Source organism: Bacillus sp. AFS012607, assembly GCF_002558005.1.
GTDB classification, from domain to species: domain Bacteria; phylum Bacillota; class Bacilli; order Bacillales; family Bacillaceae_G; genus Bacillus_A; species Bacillus_A thuringiensis_S.
Genome location: NZ_NTVM01000011.1, coordinates 67,062 through 89,272 on the forward strand (window position 1 = coordinate 67,062; position 22,211 = coordinate 89,272).

Below are 22,211 nucleotides of genomic sequence, written 5' to 3' on the forward strand. Positions count from 1 at the left end.
ATTCAAAGATACTTTTACCAAAACTTTTTACTGCTTCTTTCTGCATGTTCGGTAAAACATGGTGGGTTATGTTGCTACTATAAGAAACGTAGGTATTCTTTTCTAAACTCATCCTTTTAATTTCTAGCCACTGAACGAGATAGTCTTTTAAAGTAAGCTTAGACGGTTCCACAAAAGTCCCTTCATTTAAATCCGTAATCTTTTTCGCCACATTTTTTACTGCTTCTTTTTTGTCTTATAACCAGAAAAACACTAAGTACTTATTTCCTCTTTTTCGAATATGTCCTTTCACTTAAAACACTCCTTCATTTTGTTTTGAATTATATTGTATAAGTCTAGTTGTAATGTTGCTACTTTGAAAATTGCATAGTTGGACATATGAGCGATGGATATATTTTACCATATATGAATAAATTCAGTTATAGGATATGATATGTAAGTTACTGCTAATTTTATATTTACAATATACTGAAAATTAAGTAATGCAAAAAATGTAAATATAAAATAATGCAAGGGGGAAAGAAAATGAAAAAGGTTTTTGTAGTGTTTTTTGTACTAGCATTCGCATTTATGTCTATCAATTCTTCAAAAGTTATGGCTTACGGAAATCATAAAGCGGATCTTTATACAAGCGGCGGATCTCAATTATTGAATTATGTTGGATCTAAACAACCTTTATATAATGATCCTGGTAACCCAAATGTAGTAGGTTATGTTGCTTATCAACCTGTTAAAGTAAAACAAGCATGGTATTTAATTAATACATTGTTAGGACAAAAATGGATAGGTTATAACCTTTAAAAAGCACTCATAATGAGTGCTTTTTTATTTATATATAAGTCTAGTTATAATTTTGGTGCTATGAAAATTACATATTTGGACATATGAGTGATGGATATATTTTATCATATTTAGATTGTTATTAAGGAATAAAAAAAGAGCCATAGGGCCTCTTTTTTTGCTGTATTCATGGAAATAAAATTAAAAGCGTTATTTTATTATAAAAAAATAGGTGACTCAACAATTGTGCTAGCCGAGTCACCTAGTACTATCGAACCAAATAATGTACTTTTTCTATATGTAGTTATGGGGAGTTCTTAGAGGCTAGCCCAATAGACAGTTAAGGGACAAATAAAATCATTTTAGAGAGTTTTACATTTTGTTATGTTAATGCTACAACAGCAAGAGTTAAGCCCAACGTATTTAATGTATTAGAATATGGTCCTACATTAACAGTAAGAGTACTTGTTATACCTGGAGGTGTAGTGAAAATTGCGGGTGCTGATACAGAAGTGAATCCGGCTGTATATCCTAGAGAAGTACCTGAGCCAATGATAGGATTATTATTCAGATACATAGTTATACCTGCCGAATTACCTCCTGGTTGAATAATAACTTGCACTTCATAGATTGCCAAATAGGTTCTTCCACCTTCAAGTAAAACAGTTGTTGGTGGTGTGAATGAGATTGCCGTACCATTAGAATTTACCACGGTATCTAGTGGAATCGCAGAGTTTACAGAAACTATTGATGGGGTAGTTTGAACAACATTTAAACTGTTAGCCGTGGGAGATGGACAAGAACAAGGTTTGTGAATGTTAGAGTTGTTATCATTTTGGTAATTCACAAATAATCAAGCTCCTTTGCGTAAGATAATTTTTTATCTTATATAAAACGTAGCCTTTTTGTATCTAAGTTATTTTTAATAAGTTTTTAAAGATAAGTCGAATATTGTTGGTCAGTCGACTTTTGAAATTATTTGAAACTCTGGGATTTTAAAGTGCGTTTGATAAATATATATGAAAAATTTTTTAAGGACATTACTGTAAGTTAGGAAACATAATAAAAAACGGTAAAATGAGGGGAGTAAAAGGAAAAGGAAAAGAACCCTTTATATAAAGGGTTTTTCTGGTGATTTAATATATCAATTACATTCATGGTAATATTCATCACATGAATCGTTATTATCGTTACAGTATATACAAAATGTTTTTTGAACAAATAAACTAACTACACTAGTAGAACCTTCCTGCTTTGTAAGAGTAAGACTTTGAAAATCTTCAACTTGAAATATTTTTGTTTGAACAGGTTGTAATGTAGTAGTAATTGGTACGCTAGATCTTCTTGTTAGAATAGTTACTTGAACGGGTGCACTCATACCGACAACGAATAACTGAATTAATGTTTTATTATGATTGTTTGTAAAATCCTCAAATACAGTTTGTGGAGCGGTGGTTTCAAGGAAAACTGACACAGGTATATTTCCATTTGCATTTTCTGCAGAACCAGCTATCGTATGAGTTTCAATAAAACAGTTATTTTTTTGATTGTTGGAATGTGATTGGTTTTTATAATATTTTTTACCATCTTTATAAAAGTAATCAGCCATATGAATTTAAAGCTCCCTTCTTTTGGATATCTATATAGTCTATTTAATAAAGTGAAGTAGTGCTTGTACAACATAATAAAATCCGCTCTCGTAATTATCTAAAAATGTTATTTGGAAATTAAAGAGCGCCATTCAAGGCGCTCTCGGATAAACATTAATATTGAAAAAGAATACCACATTATATTTTATGCATGTTCTTAATAAATGTGTAGTTTTTTAGCAAAATCCTTATTTGAAAACAAGAAGCCCTAGAGTTAGGGCTCTAAGGCTTCTTATTTTGGTATTCTCACATGGTTTTTCAAAAAGAATAGAACATATTGAAGATAACATGTGAATGTTTCATAAATGTATCAAAAAAGTGAACAAAATTGCTAGTGGAGAAGAAGCAGAAATGAAGTTTCTAATACGTAAGTACGTGAAAGGTATTATTTCCGGTGAATAAAATGCGCATGGGACACCTAATCATTATTTTATCGGGGGAAAAGAATATGTTATGAACTTGGTTGAATGAAAAAATGAAAATTTTACTTTTAGAGTGAAACTAAACAAAAACGCTATTTTATTAGAAAAGGAGAATGAAAATGGAGGTCCAGTTAATTCACGAACAAACATATAAAAGTCAGTATGATTTAGAAAGTGCAGTAGAAAAATTCTACGATAGTCTCCGAGAAGAATTCGGAATGGTTGAGGACGAGGATATCAAGCAATTTGACCATATAAGCAGAGTATTTGAAGCGACGGCCGTAATGGAGAATGGTTTGAAATTGAAGGTAGAAATATTCTTTGCGGATGATGCAGACGAAGATGAATCATGGGTTTGTAAAGCTTATCAAGTAGCTTAATAAAAACTTCATTTGAAAGGAAAGTGATCAGGGTGGAAGTTCAATATGATGCGCAGGGCCGAATGAAGTATCATCCTGATTACGATCCGAATCATAAGAAGCCGTATACAACGAAAGAATTAGCCTACATATGTAAGTATTATGGATTCGGAAAGGTGAAGGGAATTGCTTTAGCATTAGGAAGAACGGAATTAACGATAAGGCAGCTAGTAAATACTCTCCGGAAGAATGGAATGTTTGAAAAATATAAAACTATGGGTGAGTAATTACAATAAAAATTTCATTTTATAGAAATAAAAACCCTAGTTTCCTAGGGTAATGGTATAACTGCCAAATATATTTTATTCGTTTATATCGTAACTTAATATTACGTTAAATACATCAGGTAAATGAAACCAATTGTAGAAAATAAGAGCAGTTAGCAAAAGCTAACTGCTCATCTCCAAGGGGGAACAAGGAGAAAATCTAATGTCATATATAGTATTGACGTAATATTTAGTTTTATTCGTGAAGAATTACATTTAACTTAATGCATAACCAATGATTAAAGTTAGTGTTAAAAACACTGATAATAACAATGTTAGCAGAACTGTTACTATGCTTCTAAGCATTGCTATCCAATTACCTGCTTTAGAGAATCCTTTAATACCAGCAAAAAATTTATATTATGCTTCATAGGTTGCTCCTTTGTTATCAAAATATTTCTATTAAATTTTAATGGAAAATATAAGAAAAAGATAGTGGTTATAAATTGGAATGAATCTTTTAACAAAATAATCCTTTTGTTTAAAGAAAAATAAGCTACCAAGTTACATTTATTAGAAATATTTTCTAAGGTATTCTTAAGAAGATGGGAATAGAAAGAATATCTTCGAGAGGAAAGGGATTAATTTATGTTAGGAAATTGGTTGGGTAAATTAAAAGAACCTAAATGTATACATAGATATAAACTTATTAATAGTCATGACAATGAAGATTTTAAAACTGGTAAGATGGGGATAGTTAGTTATTTCAAATGTGAAAAGTGTGGGAAAGAGAAGGAAATCAGCAAATATACTAATGATGTTAATAGTGACTATTGGGATATTTAAAACAACATTCGAATATCGTCCAGCTAGAAAACTAGAGGACACCAATTCATTAAAGCAGCAATTAAGGCTGTTTTACGAATGGGTGTCCTTTTTATTTTGAAAAGGGAGATGGGGTAATGGAGGGGTTAAAAAATCAGTTACATGAATGGAAAAAGAAATCCAAGCAAGAAAAGAAGAAAAAACCAAAAGAGAAATTAAGTACTCGTGAAATTGAGGATTTAATGGGGATGCATAGACCTTGTTATGAACGAAGACGTGGAGCAATAAGACAAAAATAATCTAAAAATAAAAAGGAGCGGTCTTATATGACTAAACAATTATCTTTCTTACCAAAAATTGATAGAACAGCGAAACAAGAGGAATTAGAAGGCGTGTTGGAAAGTGTACGTATACATAGGAAATGTGAAAATTAGAAACAGATTCTTTCTTCTAGTAGAAATTGAAGTGGAATTTGGAAATGTAGCTATAGAGGAATTTGTTTTTATTCGAATATCTGAGCAAGAAGCTAGAACATTGTTAGTAGGGGGTATTCAACGTTGTACTATTTCTAATTGTATTCCTAGGTCTCATGATGATTTAGAAGTAGAATTCATTTGTGTTTTAATCGTGGGTGGGGAAGCATTTGCGGTTTTTGATGTAGAAGACGATGTTGATGAAGCTGTACTTGTTCCAATTTCATTAAGAGAAGCCGAGCGTTTAATCTGTAGAGGAGCAAGACGATGTACAGTTATTAATAGATAAGAGTAAGCCTTTTTATGTTGTATATGTTGAAGATCTTTTAAATGAAAATACCCTAAATCACGGATACATAAATCATTTGGTGCTACAGTTGGAATACACAGAGAACCATAGGTTCGATTATGTTGTTTCCCTGGACCTGTATGGATATATAGGAATTGTCCGCTTAATAGGTCATATTCAAGTTGAATTTTCATCCCAGCAGTATGGCTACATCCTCCAGCCCAGGATAAATGGTTGAAAATATATCTGGAAGCTGAAATGCAGTGGAATCTAAAATGCGAATACGCTTGAAAACAGAGGTGTATGGAGAAGAAAGTGGTATAGATGAAGTTAATTTGTTATTTAGAAGGTTAGTCAATATATGTTGCAAAAACTGAACGGCTGATTTATTAAACCTTTGATTCAGTCCTTCCTGACTGATGAGTACTTCTGTGGATGATTCTAAACAGCTAGATAACTGAGCTAAAGAGGTTGTAGCGATATTTTGACTCATCCATATACATAAAGCGACTAAATCTTACTGGTTCGTTGCACGAAACCAACATCTCTAGCAAGATCCCGTAAGGTATTTGGAGATAAAAAACTTTGAATCTCTTGAGCAAATAGTTGTAATTCATCAGATACAGAAATAGACATACAAAAACGCCATCCTTTCCTATGATTCTACAAAAAGAATAGCGTATTTTTTCATTTTAGGGGAGATTTTGTTGAATTAGCTTGATAGCGATTAGTGGTACCCCTTATAGGATAATAGAAGTTTTGCATTTTCAATTTTTTTACACTCTATTAACAAGGCAGTTATAGCATCCTGGTTTAGCGTTAAGAATATGAATATATTCTACTTCTTTATTATCAAAAATTTCATCTATATTTTCTCTTAAATTTACACCTTCTGTAACCCTTGCTTCTACAATCATTGAGTCAGCATTGTAGCCGCGTACAGATAGATACCTATGATGTAACATATGCGGAATTTCATTTACATCTAGCTTAGCAGTAGTTGCTCCCTTTCGTATAAATATAGGACCACTTGCTTTATAAGGCGAATTAACACTATGATATTGGTAATTCAGTAAAATTACCTCTTCTCCTACCTCTGCATCCTTCAAACTTACCCTGCAAGGATATCCAGGATTTTTATTTGCTATTATTTTGACTGCCCCGATATTTTTTAATACTTCTTCATTCATTAGAAATAGGTTATTAAACTCCTTCTCTTGTAACGCAACGATTTGAAAGTTATTTCTCATATTCTACCCCTCCTTAATTAGTTGTTATAAAGCAATTCACTAATGATGCTACCACTAAAGTTCATAAAACTTGTTCAATAATGCTGCCCGTTTGTTGAGGATTGAATTAAAAAGCCTACAATTCTATAACAGAGAAAAAATTGCTTATTATTGTTCAATACAAAGTTGTTTACTTTTAATCAATCAGTAATGATTTATCGAAAAATACGATGAGTACAAAGCACTCTTGTTAATTCATGCTATCTTTTGTTAAAGAACGTGAATTCAGTCAAGTTCTTGGTTTACGGTATTTCCACTATGGAAAGCCCGGAATTGACTCGGTGAAAATCCTGTATTTCTTTTAAATGCATTATAAAAGCTAGATACACTTTGATAGCCTGTTTGATAACCAATCTCTGTACTATTAAAGACCGTTGTCAAGAGCAGTTCCTTTGCTTTCTTAACTCTGATCCTTTCTAGATATATTCGAGGAGTATACCCTGTTCTTTCTTTGAAACTCCGATTTAAATGAAAACGACTAACTCCTACCCTTGATGCAATTTCATTTAAAGACATGTTTTGAACATAATTATTTTTTATCAATCGCATAGTATCTTCTAAAACGCATTCGAACGGGTCGTATATTTTTATATTTAGATCTGATCGGCATCTTTTGCATGGGCGATAGCCTGCCCTTTGAGCTTCTTGCGCATTTGAAAAAAAGGATACATTTTCATAATTAGGAACCTTAGACTTGCAAGAAGGCCGGCAGAAAATTCCAGTTGTCTTGACTGCGTAAAAGAATATCCCGTCATACGCTGAATCACATGATACTGTTGCTTTCCACATGGTATCTCTAGAAAGGTTATTTTGATCTTTCATTAGATTTTAATCCTCCCTTGTAGGCGAAAATCTTATTACTTAAAATCATATAAATCACATATATAGCCACGACAATTAACGGAACAAATATATACAATTGAAAAAATGGAATCACCAGCAAACATAAAATGAAAGAGATTAACGATGCCCACCATGCCAGTGTGTTCTTCCTAAATAATTTAACGCCTGCCGCCATTGAAAGAACATAAACTAGAATCCCAAGAGAAGTCGGTATAAACAAAATATCATCAAACGTTAGTGACAAAGCTTTTGTCACTAACACACCTGCTACCGAAAAACAGATAACAAACAATACCATCTGTCTTGGAATTTGAGTAGTTGCATGCAGCCTTGAGAAAAATTTTGGGAAAGCACCATCTCTGCTTAATGAATATCCTAATTGCGTTAGGCTGGCTACAAAAGCATTCGCTGTCCCTGTACAAATAATTAAAGCTAAAACAGCTGTAACGACTTTGGCACCTCCGCCTACTGTACCTCCCATTATAACACCGATAGGAGACAGGTTGCTTTCTTGACTGCCATACGTGGCCGTTCCAATAGTGACAAGACTTAGCGCTAAAAATAATAATCCAATGACAACTGCACTAATAACTGCTCCTTTGACAATATCTTTTTCTGGCCTTTTAAAGTGCTCAGCCAGATTACAAATCGCCTCCCAACCGAAAAATGCCCAAAAGATAACCGTTATAGCGTTCCCGACAGAAAACCATCCATTTGGAACAAAGGGAGTAAAATTCCCCCATTGTATTCTTGGAAATGCCACAAATACAGCTGACGCTAAAAGAATCAGTAATAAGGAACTTAAAATCACTGCAACTTTACCACTAACATTTACGCCGTAATAATTGGAAACACCTGCAATTACCAAAATAAAGACGGCAATTATAATTGTTTCAAAATGCGAAAATCCAAATGCCTGACTGACGTAAAAAGCACCAGTTAAAGATACAATCGTTTGACCAACTGCTGCTGTTACAAAGTAAAACCACCCAACGATATTGCCAAGATGATATCCAAAAGAATTTCTAACAAAGGTTGCTGCTCCACCAGAATCAGGATATATCCGTGCCAAACTAGCAAAGGAATAAGCAAGCGGAAAACTAATTATAATAACGATAAACCAGGATACAATAGATGCAGGGCCCGCTATTGAGGCCGTTACCCCCGATAAAAAAAGGACACCTGATCCTAGAATAGCTGAAATGTATAACGCAATTCCTTGAAATAATCCAATGGCTTTATTGTTCATGATCTCCCCCCTTTTATAGGATTTAGTGTACTAGTAAAAAGGGGGGGATTCTTCTTGTTTTTTGCGGTTTAATTCGTTTAATAAAACAATCAAAAGCATTTTTATTATATTTCTTCTTCAACAATCGGGCCAGATTGTTGAAGAAAGTAGCCTGTTCCAATAAAGAACTTTATTGTTCAGTAAACAACTTGTCATGAAACCATAAAACGAACCGAAATTTTTCTTAAGGGTAGAAAATTTGGCTCGCTTTATGTTGGAATTTGCTTAGCTTATATTTTCGTTAAAATGTGGGCGGGATCCCATGCCCATCAAGCTAACATTTTGAGACATCTCCATTACGAGAAATCTTCAAGAAAACAGACTTTGAAGTAAGGATACTATATACACGTATAGTACTCGCTATCATTGGTGCTTTGGCTTTATGGATGCTTATAGTAATCTATATAAAATAATCTTTTTTTATAAATAAAAGGGCCTGATGTGAGAGAAAAGGCCTTTTCAAAAATTGCATATGAGGAAAATCAATGTCAATAGTTTAATACCAATAAATAAGAATTAATTCCAGGTATTAAGTATTGAGAAATAAAAAATATTTAACGCAACAAATTGGTTAACTTTATGAGCTAACCAATTGTTACACAAAAGAAAATTAGGCCCTCTAATTAATAGATGTGTAACTTAAAGTTACAGTTATAGTGTAAGCGAGATTGAAAATGTTATACGAAAGTAATTCTGTTAAAAAGTTTCATTTTGTCATAAATAAAAGAGCAGTTAGCCCAGCCTAACTGCTCGATACAGAGGTAATAATCTAGCTACATAGATATTATATGCTGAGTTATTGATTTTATTTGTGTAAAAAACAAAAGAGCAGCTAACAAAACCTAGCCGCTCTAAACAGTGATGTGTCTCTAGATGTAGTTGTAGTATAAACAGAATGCTGAGTTTTATTCATGGGGAGATAGAAATGAGCTTGAAAATAGAATATAGTCCGGCTAGAAAACTAGAGGACACCAATTTTTAGAGCCGCGATAAAATTGTTTTAAGAAAGGGTGTTCTCTTTATTTTGAAAGGGGATTCGGGAAATGAAGGTATTAGAATAGAAATGTTTAAAAAACGCATAGATTGATAAAAAGTAAAGGGCGAATTCCTTATGAGAATAAGGAATATTATCATTTTTGTTACCATTTTCTTCTATCCTTATATAATTGATTTGTATTTTATATATAAATTAGGAGGGAATTTATGACTACAAATAAGGACTACATTCGTTATATCCGGGGAAAAGTAGGGCATGATTTAATATTTCTTAATTTTGCTGGAGGTATTGTTTATAACGAACGAAATGAAATTCTTTTACAAAAACGGGGAGATAGAAATGAGTGGGGTCTACCAGGTGGTGCTATGGAACTTGGAGAATCTCTTGAAGAAACCGCTAAACGAGAAATATTTGAGGAGACAGGATTAAATGTTGAGGTTGAACATCTTATAGGTGTCTACTCTAAATATTCTGGTGAGTTTCCGAACGGAGATAAAGCTCAGACTATCACTCATTGTTTTCAATGTAAGCCAATTGGCGGAGAACTTACTGTAGATGGTATTGAGACTTTGGATTTAAAATACTTCCCAATAGACCAAATACCAAAATTATTCACAAAACTACACGAAGATGCCTTAGAAGATTGGCTTTCCAAAAGAAAAGGTGTATTTAGATAAAACACTTTCAAATTAATTATCCATAATCTTTAACTAACGGGCGCTTTAATTGTGTAAGAAAATAAAAACTTTTAACTTCCGCTAAAGATAATTATGTTAATGATTTAGTGATGGCAGTCCTGTTAAGGACAAGAAGAGGAACGTATAAAAATAGAATTGTAGAAATAGAAAGAGTGGATTCCATGTGAGAGAATAGGGATCCACTTTTTTTCTTGCAACTGATAAAGAGACACTATATCTGACTTACATAAATATCCTAGTTGTTCAAATTTGTCCTTGCTAATGGTACCATTAGAGTCATGGAGGGATATTATGTTTACTTTTAGATAATGCTTTAAGTTAAGTCTTTACAATTAAGCCCATTAAACGAAAGCCTTTAAATATAGAGCGTACAACTTTCATGAAGATGCGCCCTAAAAGAAATATTAAGTATGTATTATTTCTTTTCTTTAACTTCGTATTTAGCTTCAATAAAATTTAATAGTTTACCTTTTTGATCATCATTTTCTTATATTTCCTTATCGTGTTGTATAATTGATTACGAGTTACTCTTTCTATTTTGATGTTCCTCTACTTTCTTATCATATACCTTAGAGAAATCATCCTTGTTTTCTTTAGCTAATTGGTAAACTGCTTCTTTCCACTGTTCTCTATCCATGCCTAACAGGTGGGGAGAACTATTCGCAATAACTACACTAACTTCTTTTACATCTTTACCTTTAGCTTCTAATATTGGTTTTGTACCTTTTCTTGCATCCTCTACCCCTTCTAAGATGAGTTTATGCGTGTCTTTATACTTATCAGGTACTTTTACGTTCTCCATTCGATCTAAAGCTTCATCCAAAATACTTGCCGTTTTGAATACCTCTTTATACTTTTCATCACCTTTTAGTGCATAACCTAAACCTATTATTATGTCATCCTTATTAAAGTTAAAATCTAGTAATTGTTCATACATGTAACTTGGATACTGTTCCTCAGATATTGTAGTTTTCAACATTGCTTTACTAGTTTCTTCAGTCTTAGGAGTAGAATCTTTATCTCCTAGCCCACAACCGTAATAGAACTGGCATTGTCAACGCTATGAGTTTCGTTGCTTTCATTATGTATTCCCCTTTTAGAAAGTATTGTAATTAATTAACATATTGTACCATAACGTAAATTATGAATATTAGATATACAAATTCCCTATCTTTACCGTGAAATGCATTTATTGTAATAATGAAGAATATGATACACATGCTTGGAATTGAAAAAATTTATAGCTCGTGAAATAAACATATACAAAGAAAAAGACATATTTATATTGTCCTCACCCTTACCGTCCATTTTGTCTAAAATATGGGTAGTCAAACCCACACATTAATACACAATTGGAAACATAATCAGTATATTAAGAAAAAATGTGTGAATTATTTAAACAAAAAAGTGTTAGCAAGTTTGCAAACGAACTTGCTAACACTTATACAGAATAGACATAACTTATTGCCGATATGTCGCCTTTGAAAATAGCTTTAATCAGTTACATCACACTTTATACGAAATACTCATAAAAACAGTCTTAATATACATGATAACAGTATAAACTCTATATTTCTTTTAATAATTTAAGGTTATATCCTTTCTGCATTCGCCGCGTTTAACCACGAATCATAGAATTCTGTAACTGATGCATACCGTTCTGCCCGATTTTCATTTACAGCACGATACGCTACCTCATATAATTCCTTACTTGCTTCCCATTTTATAAAGGAACGATCTTTTTCACCGCCTAGAAGTGAGAAAGCCATTGCTCCCATATTAAATACATTTGTTCTTTCATCAATTATAGCGTTTAGTTCAAATTCCTCTGGTGACATAAAACGGGAGGAACCCCATAGCCGGCCCATTTTATTTATGTAAGGTTTCTTACTGTATAAATCTATATCACAAATTTTTGTTTCGTTTGTATTAAAATTATATAAAATACTACCGTCATAAAAATCTATCGCTACATAGTTTTTCTTTTCTACATAAGTATGGAAAGAAAAAATGGAATGTAAGGAATGAATTCGTTTTATAGCAGACAAATGTCTAAATTTATAAAATGGAGAGTTTGGATTTTTATATTTCTCAGGAGGTGGGAAACGCCAATGCGAATGAAGACATTCACCATCAAACCAATCGAAAATTAATACATATCCAGATTGAACTGGAAAATGATCGATTAATCTTATAAGCGAGTCATGCTTTAAATCTTCATAGATAGTAACTGAATTTTTTAGCCTTTCAATAGCATCCCTTGTTGTTCCTTCATATGCAATTGTTTGTGCTCCTGCGTATTTAATAAATTTCTTATGACCATCTTTTTCTATACCAAAACTTATATTACCTGAATCTTGCTGGTCAAAAACTGCAAATACGGTCCCTAATTTAATAAGCCAATCAAAATTATGATATTCTTTCAATTGGAATGTTACGTTATTTAACTGAATTTCCACGGAATTATCTTTCATAGATTACCTCACATTTAATATAATTAAGTTGTACATTCCACTATTTCGACATATTTTATGGAAATCCTATGCTAATAATATAAAATTTTATAAATATAATGATAAACACTTATAAAGAGGTGAATATAATGGACCAACAAATTGTTATTAAAGCATATCAAAAAGACTGGGTTGAAGAGTATATAAAAGAAAAAGAGAAATTCTGTTCCTTGTTAGGACAAGAAATAATTGCTGTTGAACATATAGGAAGCACTGCAGTAAAAGGATTAGGAGCTAAACCTCTTATTGATATGATGATTGGCGTAACGGACTTGCAAATTACTGAAAACTGGATAGAAATTCTATCTGAAATTGGATATGAGTTTGTTCCAAAAGAAGCTACGAATTGGCGCTTTTTTAGAAAGGGAAAATGGAGAGCAGGTACTCATCATTTGCATGTTTATATTTATAATAGCGAAGAATGGAGAAACAATATTTTATTTCGGGACTTTCTAATAAGCCATGAATGGGCACGTGAAGAATATAGAGAATTAAAAGAGATGCTTGCTATTACATATACTTTTGATCGTGTGTCGTATACAAAGGCAAAAGCGCCGTTTATTCGAAAAATATTAGAATTAGCTAGAACTTAATAAATTTATAGATTCTTATCTAACTAGTTTTGAAACCTCTTCCTATACTTTTTATAGGGAGGGGATTTTTTGTTTTTTTCATGACAAAATATATAAGTTCTAATTATTGGAGGCAAACTATTTTATTTATTTTGATATTTCGAGTACATTGGAAATATTAAGGGGGAATTAAGCAATGAAAGCTATTGTACATCAATATAAAAAAGGATTAGAGGGATTAGAATATAAATTTTCACCTGAGATAAGTCCTAATGCAGGTGAAGTAAAAGTAAAGTTAAAAGCTGCAGGATTAAATCATAGGGATTTATTTATTATAAATAATAGAAAAGAAATGGATCTATCATTAGTAATAGGGTCAGATGGATCAGGAGTTGTTACAGAAATAGGAGAAGGAGTTTCAAATATTAAACTACATACAGAAGTTATTATTAATCCTAGTATTGGATGGGAACATGCTACTGAAGTACCGGAGTTACCGGAAGTGCTAGGTGGACCGAAAGATGGAACGTTTGCTGAATATGTAATTGTACCAGCTGAAAATGTAGTAGAAAAGCCTTCATATCTTACTTGGGAAGAATCAGGTGTTTTATCTTTATCCGCACTAACTGCATATAGAGCGCTTTTTACAAAAGGTAGACTGAAGTGCGGCGAACACGTTTTAATTCCGGGAATAGGCGGTGGTGTTGCTACATTTGCCATGTTATTCGCGAAAGCAATTGGCGCAAAAGTGAGTGTTACTTCTAGGGTAGAGAATAAAAGGGAACTTGCTGAGAAATATGGTGCAGATATTTCTTTTCATAGTGCTGGAAATTGGGAAGAGAGCTTACAAGGTGAAAAAGTAGATTTAATAATAGATAGTATAGGTCCGGCAACTTTTTTGAAATATTTTGATGTATTAAAACCAAATGGAAGAATCGTGAATTTTGGTGCAAGCTCAGGAGATAAAATTGAATTACCATTACGCGCGCTATTTTACAATCAAATTGATATTATGGGAACATCCATGGGTAGCGGTGAGGAATTTAATGAGATGATAAAATTTATAGAAAAACATCAAATTAAACCAATTATTGATAAAGTTTACTCGTTAGAAGAAGCAATTCGAGCACTAAGCCGTATGGAACATGGAGAACAATTCGGAAATATTGTACTTCAAATGAATTAAAAAATATGATTTTGCAATTAGTATATTTAAATGAATATGTTATGTATCCCAAACATGAAAAAATACGAACCGCCTTATTATAAAGGCTTACCAGCTTTATACATAAATTGCGTATAAAATTTGTTTTATAATTGTCATATGAATAATAGTAAAATGAGAATTAGATGAAAAAAGTTTAAGCCTATTTTCATAATGGTATTGTATACTGTGTAAATCAAGAACACTTGTATGTAAGGAGAGAGTTTAATGAATTACACAGTATTTCAGTGGTTTAATAATTTTGCTGATTCATCCAAACTATTAGATACGTTAATGGTTGCTATTACAAATAGCGCTGCATACGTAGCCATTTTATTTATGCTTATCTTATGGTTTAATAATGGAAAGAAAGATAAGGCAATTAGAAAACAATATACAGTTTTATATACGACGCTTTCGGTTATTTTTGCATTATTAGTAAATGTTCTTATACACGCAGTATATTACCATCCGCGTCCGTTCGTATCACATGATGTACATCAATTAGTACCACATGCAGCAGATTCATCATTCGTTAGCGATCATTCTGTACTTGTATTTTCAATCGTCTTCGTATTTATTCTTAGAGGAGAAAAACTGAAATATATCGCGCTATTATGGGCAGTATTAGTCGGTATATCACGTATGTACGTAGGTGTTCATTATCCTTTAGATATACTTGGTGCAGCATTCTTAACACTTATTATGAGCGCATTAGTAATGCAAAGTGCACGTATGTTTGAACCAATAGCGAAACTTGTATTCAAAATGTATGCATTAGTAGCGAGACGAATTCCTTTCTTAGCGAAATATAACCATATCGCATAATTGTATTATAAAAAAGTTCCCCTTTGGACATCCAGAGGGGAACTTTTTTATAGGAAATACGAAAAGAGTTTAGAGTGCTCTGTAATCAAGTTGTACTAATTAATATTTTGAAATTTCACGCACCGAATTTAAATTATATAAAATAATGACACAAAATAACAACAGTTAGTTTTGCATTGTTTTAAAGGAATTAAAAAGAAAACTTCGAAACATATAGTATCGCAAACAAAAATTACAAATTTAAAAACGTATCTTCGTACGAATCCATTCCAAAAGAGAGGAGATAAGTATGCAAAAACTCCAAACGAATAAAGGCGCTCGATATATGATGATTGCTTTTATTGTTTTGTTTCTTATTATGATTTTGCGTATATTCTATATTCAGGCAGTAGGAGTCGTGCATAATGTGAATGTAAAGGATCTAGCGAATGAACAACATAATAAAAAAGGTGTTTTAGAAGCGAATCGTGGTACTATCTATGACCAAACCGGGAAGGTGTTAGTACAAGATTCTACAACGTATCGAGTTGTTGTGAATTTAAAAGGAAAAGATAAAGTGAAAAATAAAGATGAAACCGCACAACAATTAGCCGATGCGCTTGAAATTGATAAAGAAGAAGTATTGAAAAACTTGCATGAAGGGCGTACACAAGTTGAAATTGGAAAAATTGGTCGGAACTTATCTAGGGAAACGAAGGAAAAAATTAATAATTTAAAAATACCAGGTGTATCTTTTATGACGGAAAAAGCAAGAGTGTATCCGAATGAAGACTTTGCATCCTATATACTTGGTTTTGCTAGACCAGATGATAAAGGGAATACAGAAGGAAAGTTTGGGCTTGAAAAGAGTTTGGATAAATATTTGCGCTCTACAAACGGGAATATAGAATATGTGGGTACACGAAGGGGGATTCCGCTTACGAATGATATAGGTAAAGTAGAACCTGCTAAAAATGGGAATAACGTATATTTAACCCTTGATAAACAAATTAATAGCTTTTTAGAAGAAGCGATGAACAAAGCACAAGAGCATTATGATCCTTCTATGTTAATTGGAATTATTGCTGATCCAAAAACAGGAAAGGTTTTAGCAATGTCTAGTAAACCTAGTTACAATCCTAATGTAGGTGATATCGAATACTTTTTAAATGATCCGATTGCAAATGCATATGAACCAGGTTCAACAATGAAAGTTTTTACGTTAGCAGCTGCCATTAATGAAGGTGTATATAACGGAAAAGAATATTTTCAATCTGGAAAATATTCCGTGGGTTCATCTGATATAAAAGATCATAATGGTGGATTTGGATGGGGATCAATTACGTTTGATGAAGGTTTTGAAAGGTCATCAAACGTAGCTTTCTCTATTTTAGAAGATCAGTTACTGAAACCAAATAAATTTAAGCAATATATGAATAAATTTGGATTCAATCAAAAAACAGGAATAGATTTACCTGGTGAAAGTAAAAATACTTTATTATTAAATACGCAAATTCAACAAGTTACAACTTCTTTCGGCCAAGGTTCTACAGTAACTCCTATTCAATTAATCCAAGCGGCTACTGCAATAGCAAATGACGGGAAAATGATGCAACCATATATCGTTGATAAAATTGTAAATCCAACAAACAAAGAAGTTATTATGGAAAATCAACCGAAAGAAATTGGGAATCCGATAAAAAAAGAAACAGCGGACAAGGTTAGAAGCTTAATGGAGCGTGTTATAACATCTTCAAAAGGAACTGGTACAATGTATAAAGTGGATGGTTATCCAATTGGAGGTAAGACAGGAACAGCACAAATCCCGAATCCTGAAAACGGCCGATATATGGAAGGGAAAGAGAATTACATTTTTTCCTTTTTAGGAATGGCTCCAATTGATGATCCGGAGTTAATCGTATACTTAGCTATTAAGCAGCCAAAGTTAAAAGGAGATGAGTATGGAGCTCAGCCTCTTGCTGAAATATTTAAACCTGTTATAAAAAACAGCCTTGAATATTTAAAAGTGAAACCGTATACAGAAAAACAAATAGCTGATGCAGCGAAACAATCTCAATTAAAAGTGCAAAATTATGTAAATAAATCGATGGATACAATAGAGAAAAGTGTAGAAAAAGAGAAGCTACAGCCGGTAATTTTAGGAGAAGGAAAAATAATAAAACAATACCCACAGTCTGGCGAGGTAATAAGTGAAGGAGATCGTATATTTTTATTAGGAAATAACGCACATATGCCAAATGTAAAAGGTTGGTCCATGCGTGATGTTATGTATTTCTCTAAGCTTTTGAAATTAGATTTGAAAACTTCTGGTACGGGTTATGTAACGAGCCAAAGTATTGAAAAAGGACAAGGTTTACAAGAAGGAGATACACTAGAAATAGAATTAGAACCGCCGTTACAACCGTTAACAGAGGCGAATACGAATTAATTCAGGTATTTGGAAGGAGCTATATGAAAATGGCTCTTTCTTTAGAGTTATAAGTAATTTCACGCACCGTAATTTTTAGAAAAAATAATAAATAAGCGAATTAATAATAATACGTTATTAAATATCTGATTATTTTTTATTTACAGTTAAAATCATTTGTGATAATATGGAAAAAATCAAATGCAGTGAAGAGAATAGTAAATAAAATGAATTTTTCACAGAGAGCTCCATTTATCTGAAAAGGAGTAAAAATTCTTTATTGAATCAAGCCTCTGAGCAGTACACCGGAACCTGTTATGAAGGGGGTGGTGTGACGGGAGCTCCCGTTATAGAGCTATGGTATAAGCATGAATGAGAATGCAGTACCTGATAAGGTTAGTATGGTGACATATTAACAAACTAGGGTGGCACCGCGATGATAATCTCGTCCCTAAGATTAAAAGTCTTGGGGGTGGGATTTTTTTATTGTTGTAAAACAATTTGGAAAGCGGGGGCAAAAAATGAAAAACTTACTTAAAGATTGGAAATATCCTTTATTACTATTGTCCGGAGTTGGTATTGCGAATTTAGGGGCATGGATTTACTTAATAGCACTGAATGTACTTGTCTATAATATGGGTGGCTCAGCCTTAGCTGTTGCTACTTTATATGTAATAAAACCATTAGCCACTTTATTTACAAACGCTTGGTCTGGGAGTATGATTGATCGTTTAAATAAACGGAAGTTAATGATTCACCTCGATATATATCGTGCGTTATTTATCGCTATTTTACCTTTACTTCCGTCACTTTGGATTGTTTATGTATTCGTATTCTTTATAAGTATGGCCAGTGCAATTTATGAGTCAACTGCTATGACGTATATGACGAAATTAATTCCAGTAGAGCGAAGACAACGTTTCAACTCACTACGTAGTTTAATAGGATCTGGTGCATCACTAATTGGACCAGCAGTAGCGGGGGAATTATTAATTGCGGGTACACCAGAATTCGCTATATATATGAATGCTATAGCATTTCTCTTATCAGGATTAATTACATTACTTTTACCCAACCTTGATAAGAAAAAAGATTCGGATACAACTAGCAATACATTATCCCTTACAGTATTAAAAAAAGATTGGAGCACTGTTATAAATTTTAGTAGAAAACATGTGTATGTCGTATATGTGTATTTCTTATTTCAAAGTATGTTCGTATTAGCAACTGCTACTGATTCACTTGAACTATCGTTTGCGAAAGAGGTATTACTACTAACAGATAGTGAATACGGTTTTCTAGTTAGTATAGCTGGTGCAGGCTATATATTAGGTGCCATAACAAATACAATTTTGTCAAAGAAATTAGCACCTTCATTTCTAATTGGAATAGGATCATTATTCATCGCAATTGGTTATTTAATTTATGCCTTTTCAAATGTATTTTTAATAGCTGCTATTGGATTCTTTATTTTATCTTTTTCGATGGCATATGCAAATACAGGATTTTATACATTTTACCAAAATAACATCCCTGTTCATATGATGGGACGGATCGGGAGTATATATGGGCTTATTATTGCGTTAGTAACAATTTTTATTACAATATTATCTGGTGTTGCGACTCAGTTCATTTCTATACAACTTGTAGTTATTGTAGGGTCATTAATAATGTTATTTATCACTATCGTATTGTGTGTGTTTACTTTATTCCCATTGCAATCTAAGTTGTATTCTACTGAATCAATAAAGTGAAACTTTAATCAGTGGGGGTTTTGTTCATCCCCCGCTTAACTTCCACTGAATTTTGAGGTGGGGGTCTTACTGTCCGTTAATGCGGGATAAATTCGAAATAAACTTTGTGTTCTCATTAACAATTTATCGTATTCAATAAGAGGGTTCTTTCCCCTTTATATGGAAAAATTAATAAGGGGAAAGAACAATTTGGAAAGATAAGGGTGGTTGTCGTGATAAAAACAAAAGATGAGATTAATAAAATTGTAAAAGAAATACAAAAGGAAATAGATTTCTCTGGAGTAGTTTTAGTAAAAAAAGAAAAAAACCTAGTCTATGAAAAAGCATTGGGTTACGCAAACCAAAGTGAATGTATAAGCAATACGATACAAACAAGATTCGGCATTGCCTCAGGATGTAAAATTTTCACTGCAATTGGCATCTGTCAACTTGTTGAAAAAGGTGTTATTTCTTTTCATACAAAATTAAAAGATTGTCTAGAGATAAAATTTCCAAACTTTGATGAAGATATTACAATACATCAACTACTAACGCATAGCGCTGGTATACCAGATTATTTTGATGAAAGTATTATGGATAACTTCGAAGATCTTTGGAAACAAACACCTATGTATCTATTAAAGAGCTTAAAAGATTTTTTACCATTATTCCAAAACAGTAATATGATGTTTACACCTGGAAGTAAGTTTCACTACAACAATGCAGGTTTTATCATACTCGGATTAATAATAGAAGAACAGACGGGATTTAAATTTACGGAGTATATAGAAAAGAACATATTTAATCCAATTGGTATGAATGATTCTGGCTATTTTTCTTTAGATAGATTACCAAGACATACAGCACTAGGATATATAAAGGATGAAACTAACCAAAATTGGAGAACAAACGCCTACTCTATACCAATAAAAGGAGGAGCTGATGGAGGTGCATATGTTACTGCACCAGACATGCTGAAATTTTGGGCGGCACTATTTAATAATGAAATTTTAGGAAAGGAATATACAAAGTTACTTTTAACTCCCCACATTCAAGTAAATGATAAACAGTCTTACGGCTATGGAATATGGATTGAAACACGAGAAAACAAGGTATTCAAATATCATATAATGGGATATGATCCAGGCGTCAGTTTTCGCTCGTCTATATATCCAGAATTAGGAATCACTTTAGTTATTCCATCGAATAAAGGGGCAGGACCCGAAAAATTAATGACAGAAATAGAAAGAGCTTTTTAATTATATGGATATTAAAGAAGAGATACAAAAATAATTTAAACGGGTTCATGATAGTTTCTATTTTGAAAAATATTTTAGTTAACGAGAAACCCTTTATTTAGTAAATAAAGGGTTTTATAATTTCATAAAAATATATACAATTATATAGATTTTGGAATTCGAAAACATTACTATATAGTTGTAAATTTTAATTATTCATTCATATGAAAGGGCGTGTTAGCAATTTGTATATGATCAACGGTAGTTTGTTTATTATTTTAGGGGTTATTTGTTATTTAATTGTACGTGGAATATTAATTGGTACCAAAAATAAAAAACATGTGATTTGGTGGAAAGAAATAATAAGTTTTTTATTCGTGGTCTACATTTGTATGGTTGTTGCAGTAACTTTATTCCCTTTACCAATTGGTTTTCCTTCTAATGTTGAAAATCTGAATCGCTCGGTCAATATAATACCATTTGCATCAATTATTAAAGACATCAATCAAATTGGTAGTGCTTATGATGGGGATGCCCTGTTTATGATTGGTCTAATTGTAAGAAATGTAGGCGGGAATATTTTATTATTAATGCCTTTAGGATTTTCAGCACCAATCTTATGGGATAAATATACGAAATTCAAAAATAATATTTTATTAGGATTTGCTATATCAGTTAGTATTGAATTGCTACAATTAATTGAGTCTTTATTTAGTGGAGTGGGACGTATTACTGATATTGATGATGTGATCTGTAATGTTATAGGTTCTATTGTTGGATATTGTATTTATAATATCTTTTTAAAAGCTATTAATAAATTTAACATTCGATTGTTGGGTAAAACTAATTCTAAAGGTGTGGAATTAGTTGATAAATAGGAGTTTAAACGAGTTATTAAAAGCGTACGAGTAAAAAGTACGTCTTTTTATTTTTATAAATAATGCTTAAGGCTGATGAGAACTCACATTTTCCATCTTACACTTGAAAGTAGCTATTGTATTTCAATTATGGAATGAAAAGAGGAGAATATAATCTTTAAAGATAAACAAGTTTATAGGAGGATTCTAAATGGATATTTTACTTGTTGTTCTTATTATTGTTTTGATGCAAAGTAAAGAACGAAAAGTGAAAATAAACCGTATTTGGCTCATTCCGGCTTTGTTGTGCTTTGTAACAGTTCAGTCCATTATTCGTATGGGACAAATAACTTTGCTGCAAGGACTACTGTTTTTTGTAATGCTTGGAATTGGCTTAGGTATTGGAATTATACGGGGGAAAGCTTTAACATTTCGATTAGATAGTGAAACGGGTCATGTACTACGGAAAGGAAATTGGGTAAGTACAATAATTCTTCTTGTTATTTTAGGAGCAAAAATTATTATTAAACAAAGTATGTTTTCTGGTAGCACGCACCAGACACTAATGGTTGTAACAAATGCCTTTTTATGTATTACATTAGGCACCGTAATTAGTAGACGTTATTATATTTGGAAAAAATATAATGAATTAACACAAAAAGCGTAAATACATGCATCCCT

The 22,211-nt window shown here is 32.3% G+C and carries 21 protein-coding genes, 4 pseudogenes and 1 other annotated feature; of the genes and pseudogenes, 15 read left to right on the forward strand and 10 right to left on the reverse strand.

The genetic code is table 11. The annotated features are described in order from the left end of the window. Positions 1 to 43: 43 nt before the first annotated feature. Positions 44 to 292 (reverse strand): annotated as a pseudogene (locus tag CN409_RS12990) (tyrosine-type recombinase/integrase); the annotation flags it as partial. 233 nt (positions 293 to 525) lie between these two features. Between CN409_RS12990 and CN409_RS12995 the strand changes: the two are divergent. Next, a complete protein-coding gene (locus CN409_RS12995; protein WP_000755350.1) occupies positions 526 to 801 on the forward strand; it encodes a hypothetical protein in 276 nt (91 codons plus the stop codon). Positions 802 to 1,162: 361 nt separating this feature from the next. On the opposite strand, the gene CN409_RS13000 is transcribed toward CN409_RS12995, so the two are convergent. Next, positions 1,163 to 1,627 (reverse strand): hypothetical protein, encoded by a 465-nt coding sequence (locus CN409_RS13000; RefSeq protein ID WP_001109242.1) that lies wholly within the window; start codon positions 1,625 to 1,627, stop codon positions 1,163 to 1,165. 297 nt (positions 1,628 to 1,924) lie between these two features. Continuing rightward, a complete protein-coding gene (locus CN409_RS13005; protein ID WP_000796390.1) occupies positions 1,925 to 2,389 on the reverse strand; it encodes a hypothetical protein in 465 nt (154 codons plus the stop codon). 581 nt (positions 2,390 to 2,970) lie between these two features. Between CN409_RS13005 and CN409_RS13010 the strand changes: the two genes are divergently transcribed. Together CN409_RS13010 and CN409_RS13015 are read left to right on the forward strand one after the other, a co-directional pair. Further along, entirely contained in the window at positions 2,971 to 3,231 is a 261-nt protein-coding gene (locus CN409_RS13010) for a hypothetical protein (RefSeq protein ID WP_000453679.1), read from the forward strand. Positions 3,232 to 3,263: 32 nt separating this feature from the next. Further along, positions 3,264 to 3,497: a hypothetical protein gene (locus CN409_RS13015; protein WP_000453747.1), complete on the forward strand. Its 234-nt coding sequence runs from the start codon at positions 3,264 to 3,266 to the stop codon at positions 3,495 to 3,497. A 255-nt stretch (positions 3,498 to 3,752) separates the two neighbouring features. On the opposite strand, the pseudogene CN409_RS32830 reads toward CN409_RS13015, so the two are convergent. Further along, positions 3,753 to 4,039, reverse strand: a pseudogene (locus tag CN409_RS32830) (hypothetical protein). 85 nt (positions 4,040 to 4,124) lie between these two features. On the opposite strand from CN409_RS32830, the gene CN409_RS13025 reads away from it, so the two are divergent. The 3 genes from CN409_RS13025 (at position 4,125) to CN409_RS13035 (ending at position 5,063) form a co-directional block, all read left to right on the forward strand. Continuing rightward, positions 4,125 to 4,322 carry a hypothetical protein gene (locus CN409_RS13025; protein ID WP_000901426.1) on the forward strand — a complete coding sequence of 66 codons (198 nt, stop codon included), beginning with the start codon at positions 4,125 to 4,127 and terminating at the stop codon, positions 4,320 to 4,322. A gap of 116 nt (positions 4,323 to 4,438) precedes the next feature. Then, positions 4,439 to 4,600, forward strand: coding sequence for a hypothetical protein (locus CN409_RS31845; protein ID WP_002082702.1), 162 nt, complete (start codon positions 4,439 to 4,441; stop codon positions 4,598 to 4,600). A 103-nt stretch (positions 4,601 to 4,703) separates the two neighbouring features. Continuing rightward, complete coding sequence (locus CN409_RS13035) at positions 4,704 to 5,063, forward strand: hypothetical protein (RefSeq protein WP_086390547.1); 360 nt, start codon at positions 4,704 to 4,706, stop codon at positions 5,061 to 5,063. A 2-nt stretch (positions 5,064 to 5,065) separates the two neighbouring features. Here the strand turns inward: CN409_RS13035 and CN409_RS13040 are convergent. The 4 genes and pseudogenes from CN409_RS13040 to CN409_RS13055 form a co-directional block, all read right to left on the reverse strand. After that, positions 5,066 to 5,699: pseudogene (locus tag CN409_RS13040) on the reverse strand (IS4 family transposase); the annotation flags it as partial. A gap of 140 nt (positions 5,700 to 5,839) precedes the next feature. Next, positions 5,840 to 6,313: a DUF1203 domain-containing protein gene (locus tag CN409_RS13045; protein WP_001245408.1), complete on the reverse strand. Its 474-nt coding sequence runs from the start codon at positions 6,311 to 6,313 to the stop codon at positions 5,840 to 5,842. 264 nt (positions 6,314 to 6,577) lie between these two features. Beyond that, positions 6,578 to 7,174: a bifunctional transcriptional activator/DNA repair enzyme AdaA gene (locus CN409_RS13050; protein ID WP_000654821.1), complete on the reverse strand. Its 597-nt coding sequence runs from the start codon at positions 7,172 to 7,174 to the stop codon at positions 6,578 to 6,580. Next, positions 7,158 to 8,444 (reverse strand): APC family permease, encoded by a 1,287-nt coding sequence (locus CN409_RS13055; RefSeq protein ID WP_001060115.1) that lies wholly within the window; start codon positions 8,442 to 8,444, stop codon positions 7,158 to 7,160. Before CN409_RS13055 ends, CN409_RS13050 begins: the two co-directional genes overlap by 17 nt. Before the next feature lie 1,242 nt (positions 8,445 to 9,686). On the opposite strand from CN409_RS13055, the gene CN409_RS13060 reads away from it, so the two are divergent. After that, a complete protein-coding gene (locus tag CN409_RS13060) occupies positions 9,687 to 10,157 on the forward strand; it encodes an NUDIX hydrolase (RefSeq protein ID WP_000210489.1) in 471 nt (156 codons plus the stop codon). Positions 10,158 to 10,695: 538 nt separating this feature from the next. On the opposite strand, the pseudogene CN409_RS13065 reads toward CN409_RS13060, so the two are convergent. Then, positions 10,696 to 11,260: pseudogene (locus tag CN409_RS13065) on the reverse strand (hypothetical protein). A 510-nt stretch (positions 11,261 to 11,770) separates the two neighbouring features. Further along, positions 11,771 to 12,652: a protein kinase domain-containing protein gene (locus CN409_RS13070; RefSeq protein ID WP_000654529.1), complete on the reverse strand. Its 882-nt coding sequence runs from the start codon at positions 12,650 to 12,652 to the stop codon at positions 11,771 to 11,773. A gap of 128 nt (positions 12,653 to 12,780) precedes the next feature. Here CN409_RS13070 and CN409_RS13075 point away from each other — a divergent pair, with 128 nt between their 5' ends. The 8 genes from CN409_RS13075 to CN409_RS13110 all read left to right on the forward strand — a co-directional run bounded on the left by CN409_RS13075 (position 12,781) and on the right by CN409_RS13110 (position 22,197). After that, a complete protein-coding gene (locus CN409_RS13075; RefSeq protein WP_000372681.1) occupies positions 12,781 to 13,284 on the forward strand; it encodes a GrpB family protein in 504 nt (167 codons plus the stop codon). 175 nt (positions 13,285 to 13,459) lie between these two features. Further along, entirely contained in the window at positions 13,460 to 14,449 is a 990-nt protein-coding gene (locus tag CN409_RS13080; protein WP_000644526.1) for a zinc-binding dehydrogenase, read from the forward strand. A 246-nt stretch (positions 14,450 to 14,695) separates the two neighbouring features. After that, positions 14,696 to 15,295, forward strand: a complete 600-nt coding sequence (locus CN409_RS13085) for an undecaprenyl-diphosphatase (protein WP_001110130.1) — start codon at positions 14,696 to 14,698, stop codon at positions 15,293 to 15,295. 289 nt (positions 15,296 to 15,584) lie between these two features. Continuing rightward, positions 15,585 to 17,723: a penicillin-binding protein gene (locus tag CN409_RS13090; protein ID WP_001170953.1), complete on the forward strand. Its 2,139-nt coding sequence runs from the start codon at positions 15,585 to 15,587 to the stop codon at positions 17,721 to 17,723. 176 nt (positions 17,724 to 17,899) lie between these two features. Continuing rightward, positions 17,900 to 18,158: a binding site (T-box leader), on the forward strand. 65 nt (positions 18,159 to 18,223) lie between these two features. After that, positions 18,224 to 19,456 (forward strand): MFS transporter, encoded by a 1,233-nt coding sequence (locus CN409_RS13095; protein ID WP_086390550.1) that lies wholly within the window; start codon positions 18,224 to 18,226, stop codon positions 19,454 to 19,456. Between the two features lie 212 nt (positions 19,457 to 19,668). After that, the gene (locus CN409_RS13100) at positions 19,669 to 20,694 is read left to right on the forward strand and encodes a serine hydrolase domain-containing protein (protein ID WP_000598055.1); all 1,026 of its coding nucleotides are present in this window, start codon (positions 19,669 to 19,671) and stop codon (positions 20,692 to 20,694) included. A gap of 224 nt (positions 20,695 to 20,918) precedes the next feature. Then, positions 20,919 to 21,551, forward strand: a complete 633-nt coding sequence (locus CN409_RS13105; protein ID WP_000281840.1) for a VanZ family protein — start codon at positions 20,919 to 20,921, stop codon at positions 21,549 to 21,551. Between the two features lie 190 nt (positions 21,552 to 21,741). After that, positions 21,742 to 22,197, forward strand: coding sequence for a DUF1453 family protein (locus CN409_RS13110; RefSeq protein ID WP_000353715.1), 456 nt, complete (start codon positions 21,742 to 21,744; stop codon positions 22,195 to 22,197). The last annotated feature ends 14 nt before the right edge of the window (positions 22,198 to 22,211 follow it).

Bases quoted from the DNA above. Each gene is read 5' to 3' on its own strand.
- CN409_RS12995 (WP_000755350.1), top strand. From the start codon at position 526: ATGAAAAAGGTTTTTGTAGTGTTTTTTGTACTAGCATTCGCATTTATG.
- CN409_RS13005 (WP_000796390.1), bottom strand. From the start codon at position 2,389: ATGGCTGATTACTTTTATAAAGATGGTAAAAAATATTATAAAAACCAA.
- CN409_RS13010 (WP_000453679.1), top strand. From the start codon at position 2,971: ATGGAGGTCCAGTTAATTCACGAACAAACATATAAAAGTCAGTATGAT.
- CN409_RS13025 (WP_000901426.1), top strand. From the start codon at position 4,125: ATGTTAGGAAATTGGTTGGGTAAATTAAAAGAACCTAAATGTATACAT.
- CN409_RS31845 (WP_002082702.1), top strand. From the start codon at position 4,439: ATGGAGGGGTTAAAAAATCAGTTACATGAATGGAAAAAGAAATCCAAG.
- CN409_RS13045 (WP_001245408.1), bottom strand. From the start codon at position 6,313: ATGAGAAATAACTTTCAAATCGTTGCGTTACAAGAGAAGGAGTTTAAT.
- CN409_RS13050 (WP_000654821.1), bottom strand. From the start codon at position 7,174: ATGAAAGATCAAAATAACCTTTCTAGAGATACCATGTGGAAAGCAACA.
- CN409_RS13055 (WP_001060115.1), bottom strand. From the start codon at position 8,444: ATGAACAATAAAGCCATTGGATTATTTCAAGGAATTGCGTTATACATT.
- CN409_RS13060 (WP_000210489.1), top strand. From the start codon at position 9,687: ATGACTACAAATAAGGACTACATTCGTTATATCCGGGGAAAAGTAGGG.
- CN409_RS13070 (WP_000654529.1), bottom strand. From the start codon at position 12,652: ATGAAAGATAATTCCGTGGAAATTCAGTTAAATAACGTAACATTCCAA.
- CN409_RS13075 (WP_000372681.1), top strand. From the start codon at position 12,781: ATGGACCAACAAATTGTTATTAAAGCATATCAAAAAGACTGGGTTGAA.
- CN409_RS13080 (WP_000644526.1), top strand. From the start codon at position 13,460: ATGAAAGCTATTGTACATCAATATAAAAAAGGATTAGAGGGATTAGAA.
- CN409_RS13085 (WP_001110130.1), top strand. From the start codon at position 14,696: ATGAATTACACAGTATTTCAGTGGTTTAATAATTTTGCTGATTCATCC.
- CN409_RS13090 (WP_001170953.1), top strand. From the start codon at position 15,585: ATGCAAAAACTCCAAACGAATAAAGGCGCTCGATATATGATGATTGCT.
- CN409_RS13095 (WP_086390550.1), top strand. From the start codon at position 18,224: ATGAAAAACTTACTTAAAGATTGGAAATATCCTTTATTACTATTGTCC.
- CN409_RS13110 (WP_000353715.1), top strand. From the start codon at position 21,742: ATGGATATTTTACTTGTTGTTCTTATTATTGTTTTGATGCAAAGTAAA.